1 pseudogene is annotated in these 380 nt (G+C 68.2%); it reads right to left on the bottom strand.

The annotated features are described in order from the left end of the window. Positions 1-380, bottom strand: a pseudogene (locus E4U92_RS36195) (hypothetical protein); the annotation flags it as partial.

Raw genomic sequence — 380 nt, 5'->3', positions numbered from 1 at the left:
AGCTGGCGAGGTTGATGTCGACACCGTCGTCACCGCGGTCGATGACGTCGGCCGGGGTTTCCGTGGTCCGGACGTGCAGGGTGATGCGGACGGAGCGGTCGCCGACGTAGTCGCGGATCGTGTCGTGCTTGCGGAGCAGTTCGATGATCCGGATCGCCTTGTCGCGGTACCTCTCGTCCGTGTGCTTGAGGTTGGTGAACTCGAAGTTCCCCGAAGAGAACGGAACGAGGGCGGGCTCCGCGGTACCGGCTGCGGCAGTGGGCTCGGTCGTACCGTCGGCGTCACTCTGTGGCAGCCGGGGGCGGGCTGCGTCGGTCGGGGTGGGGGGGGTTGGTGGGGGTGGGGTGGGTCGTTGGATGCTGTCGCCGCGGGTGTTGGTG

Origin of the sequence: Streptomyces galbus, from assembly GCF_005280195.1 — a bacterium.
GTDB classification, from domain to species: domain Bacteria; phylum Actinomycetota; class Actinomycetes; order Streptomycetales; family Streptomycetaceae; genus Streptomyces; species Streptomyces galbus.
This window is presented reverse-complemented; position numbering and strand designations above follow the sequence as displayed.